3 protein-coding genes are annotated in these 4,067 nt (G+C 72.7%); 2 read left to right on the forward strand and 1 reads right to left on the reverse strand.

Going from position 1 to position 4,067, the window contains the following annotated elements; translation table 11 throughout:
* Window positions 1–1,848, forward strand: a 1,848-nt coding sequence (locus tag EAD96_RS00530) for a PhoX family phosphatase (protein ID WP_147457813.1), incomplete at its 5' end; no start/stop codon positions are given.
* Window positions 1,849–1,964: 116 nt separating this feature from the next.
* On the opposite strand, the gene EAD96_RS00535 is transcribed toward EAD96_RS00530, so the two are convergent.
* Complete coding sequence (locus tag EAD96_RS00535; RefSeq protein ID WP_120572069.1) at window positions 1,965–2,747, reverse strand: IclR family transcriptional regulator; 783 nt, start codon at window positions 2,745–2,747, stop codon at window positions 1,965–1,967.
* Window positions 2,748–2,900: 153 nt separating this feature from the next.
* Here EAD96_RS00535 and EAD96_RS00540 point away from each other — a divergent pair.
* Window positions 2,901–4,067 (forward strand): MFS transporter (locus EAD96_RS00540; protein ID WP_147457814.1); only part of this gene is annotated, 1,167 nt, incomplete at its 3' end.

Below are 4,067 nucleotides of genomic sequence, written 5' to 3' on the forward strand. Positions count from 1 at the left end.
GTTCCCGGCGGCGGCGAGGTGCCGCCCGCCGGGGCGGGCCGCCCGGGCAGCGGCGCGCTGACGTTCAAGCCGATCCCGCCGAACAAGCTCGACACCCTCGGGGTCCCCAACGGGTACGACCACTCCGTCGTGATCCGCTGGGGTGACGAGGTCGTGCCCGGCGCACCCGCGTTCGACCTGGACCGGCAGACCGCAGTCGCCCAGTCGAAGCAGTTCGGCTACAACAACGACTTCGTCGGCGTGCTGCCGATCGACCGTCGGCGCGCGCTGCTCGTGGTGAACCACGAGTACACCAACGAGGACCTGATGTTCCCCGGCTTCACCGGCCAGGACGCGCTCACGGTCGAGCAGGTGCGGGTGGCGATGGCCGCGCACGGCATGTCAGTGGTGGAGCTGGAGCGGGTGGAGAACACCGGGCAGTGGCGGCCGGTACGGCGTGGCCGGCGCGAGTACAACCGCCGGGTCACCGCGCTGGCCACGAAGTTCGAGCTGACCGGCCCGGCCGCCGGCTCGGCGTGGCTGCGTACCGCCGCCGACCCGAAGGGCCGGACCGTGATCGGCACGCTCAACAACTGTGCCGGTGGCGTCACCCCGTGGGGCACTGTGCTCTCCGGCGAGGAGAACTTCAACCAGTACTTCGTCGGCGGCGACGGCGCGCCGGAGGAGCAGAAGCCGAAGCTGGCCCGGTACGGCATCCCGACCGACGTGCGCCACCCGAGCGGCAGCCGCAAGTGGGAGCGGGCGGACGAGCGCTTCGACCTGGCCCGGCACCCCAACGAGGCGAACCGGTTCGGCTGGGTCGTCGAGATCGACCCGTTCGACCCGCAGGCCAAGCCGCGCAAGCACACCGCGCTGGGCCGGTTCAAGCACGAGGGCGCGAACGTCATCGTGGCGCGCAACGGCCGGGTGGTCGCGTACATGGGCGACGACGAGCGATTCGACTACCTCTACAAGTTCGTCTCGGACAAGAAGTTCATGCCGGGGAAGTCCTCGGTGGCGCGGCGGCACAACCTGACGCTGCTGGAGTCGGGCACGCTCTACGTCGCGAAGATCGAGGGCGACAGCCCGGCCGCCGAGATCGACGGTTCCGGCAGGCTCCCGGCCGACGGCGGCTTCGGTGGCCGCGGCCGCTGGATCAAGCTGGTCAGCGGCAACCGCTCGTACGTCGACGGCATGACCGCCGCGGACGTGCTCACCTTCACCCGGCTGGCCGGGGACAAGGTCGGCGCGACGAAGATGGACCGGCCCGAGGACGTCGAGCCGAGCCTGCTCACCGGCAAGGTCTACGTGGCGCTGACGAACAACAGCGACCGCGGCAAGGCCGGCAAGGCGCCCGCCGACGAGGCGAACCCGCGCAACAGCAACAAGCACGGGCAGATCCTGGAGCTGGTCGAGGACCGTGGCGACAACACCGCCGAGACCTTCGCCTGGTCGCTGCCGATCGTCTGCGGTGACCCGGCCGACGCGTCGACCTACTTCGCCGGGTACGACAAGACGAAGGTCTCCCCGATCTCCTGCCCGGACAACGTCGCCTTCGACGCCACCGGCAACCTGTGGATCTCGACCGACGGCAACGCGCTGGGCAGCAACGACGGCCTGTTCGCCACCGCGGTCGAGGGTCCGGAGCGGGGCCACCTGAAGCAGTTCCTCACCGTGCCGCTCGGCGCGGAGACCTGCGGCCCGTTCATCACCGGTGACAACCGTTCGGTCTTCGTGGCGGTGCAGCACCCGGGCGAGGTCTCCGGCGCGTCGGTGGAGAACCCGGCCTCCACCTGGCCGGACGGCGACTTCGCCAAGCCCGGCGTGGTGGTCACCTGGCGCCTCGACGGCGGCCCGGTCGGTAGCTGACCCACCCCGGGGGCGGTCCGGCGCTGGACCGCCCCGCGAGGGGCCGCCGACCCACCAGGTCGGCGGCCCTTCGTCAGTTCTCGGAGGCGATCCCGTCCGCGACGGCACGCGGCTCGTCAGTTCTCCGAGGCGATCCCGTCGGCGATGGCCCGCGCGGCGGTGAGCAGCTTGGCGCGGACCACCCGGGCCGAGGTCATCATCTCGCCGGCCGGCAGCGCGCACGCCAGCACGACCCGGCGCTCGATGTCCTTGTCCGGGCTGACGAGCACCGCGGCACACGCCACGCCCTGCCGGAACTGCCCGAGTTCGAGCTGCATGCCGCGACGGTCACCGGCGGCCAGGTCCGCCTCGAACGCCTCGACGGTGGTGAGGGTGGCGGTGGTGAACGGGCGCATGCCGTACTCGCGCAGGTAGCGGAAGCGCTGTTCGGTGGTGAGCGTGGCGAGCAGGCTCTTGCCCAGCGCGGTGGCGTGCGCGCCCTCGTCGAAGCCCGGCACCAGGTCTTCCATGTAGGGCGAGCGCGGCCCTTCGGCGGACGCGGTCACCGCCACCTGTCCGCCGACGAAACGGCCGAGGTAGTGGCTCCAGCCGGTGTCGGTCGCCGCGCGGCGCAGCGCCTCGCCCACCGCCGGCGGCCCCCGGAACGCGGTGACCAGCTCGCGGTAGCGGTCGGCCACCTCCAACCCCACGATGTACGTCCCGTCCTCGCGCCGGATCACGTAGCCCTCGTACGCGAGCGTGCGCACCAGGTGGTAGGTGGTGGCGACGGTCAGCTCGCAGCGCCGGGCGATCTGCTTCACGGTGAGCCCTCTCGGCGCACGGCCGACCGACTCGAGCACTCGAAGCGCGCGGGACACGCTACGGATCAGGTCCGAGGGTTCCGCCAAGGGGTCGCGCACAACCACCTCCGCCGCCGGGGACTTACACCATATGAAAAACCGGCCGAGTGCGAAATGCCTGTTCGGATGGAGGATGCCAGAAGACCGGACACAGACCGTGTGCCGACGGACACGATGAGCAGCCAAAACGTTCCGGCGTAAGGTGTGCTCGCGATGACCGAAACTGTTTCGCGAACCGACCCGCCGAAGGCCCGACACGCCGTCTCCGTGGGCGCGGGCGCCACCCTCACCACGATCGTGTGCGTTCTGCCCGTCTTCCTGGTCGGCGGTCTCGCCGTACAGCTCGCGGACGAACTCCGCTTCAGCCCGGCCGGGCTGGGCCTGGCCGTCTCGATCTACTTCGGCGTGAGCGCGCTCGCCTCGGTGCCCTCCGGCGCCCTGGTCGAGCGCTTCGGCCCGGCCCCGGTCGCCCGGGCCGCCATCCTGCTCTCCGCCGCCTCGCTGCTGGCAGTGGCCGGGCTGGCCCGGTCGTACCCGGTCCTGGTGGCGCTGCTGGCCCTCAGCGCCGCCGCCAACGCCCTCGGGCAGCTCGCCAGCAACGCGGCGCTCGCCGAGCACGTACCCGCCCATCGGCAGGGTCTCTCGTTCGGTGTGAAGCAGGCCGCCGTACCGGCCGCCACGCTGCTGGCCGGTCTGGCGGTCCCCACTGTCGCGCTCACCGCCGGCTGGCGCTGGGCCTTCGTGGCGGCAGCGGTGGCCGCGCTGGCCGTGCTGCCGGCCGTACCCCGGGCCGGGCGGGACCGGCGGGCCCGGACCGCCTCCGGCCGTCGCAACGGTGGCACCGGCCCGCTCGTGGTGATCGGGCTGGCCGCGACGCTCGCGGCGGCCGCGGCGAACGCCCTCGGCACGTTCCTGGTCGACTCGTCGGCGGCGCGCGGCCTCTCCCCCGGCCTGGCCGGTCTGACGCTGACCCTGGGCAGCGTGGTGTGCGTGCTCGCCCGGGTGGGCCTCGGCTGGCTGGCCGACCGGCGCACCAGCGGGCACGTCGGACTGATCGCCGGGATGCTGCTGACCGGCTCGATCGGCCTGGTCCTGCTCGCGGTGGCCGGTTCGGCGCCGCTGGTCGCGGGCGTGGTGCTCGGCTTCGGTCTCGGCTGGGCCTGGCCGGGGCTGATGAACTTCGCCGTGGTCCGGCTCCACCCGCAGGCACCGGCCGCCGCCACCTCGATCACCCAGACCGGCGTGTACGCGGGCGGCTGCCTGGGACCGCTCGGCCTGGGCGCGCTGGCCGGCGCGGCGGGCTACCCGGCGATGTGGCTGACGGCCGCCGCGGCGATGCTCCTGGCCGCCTTCCTGATGCTGCTCGGCGCCCGCCTCCTA

This window comes from Micromonospora sp. BL1, from assembly GCF_003667485.1.
In the GTDB taxonomy this organism is placed as follows: domain Bacteria; phylum Actinomycetota; class Actinomycetes; order Mycobacteriales; family Micromonosporaceae; genus Micromonospora; species Micromonospora tulbaghiae.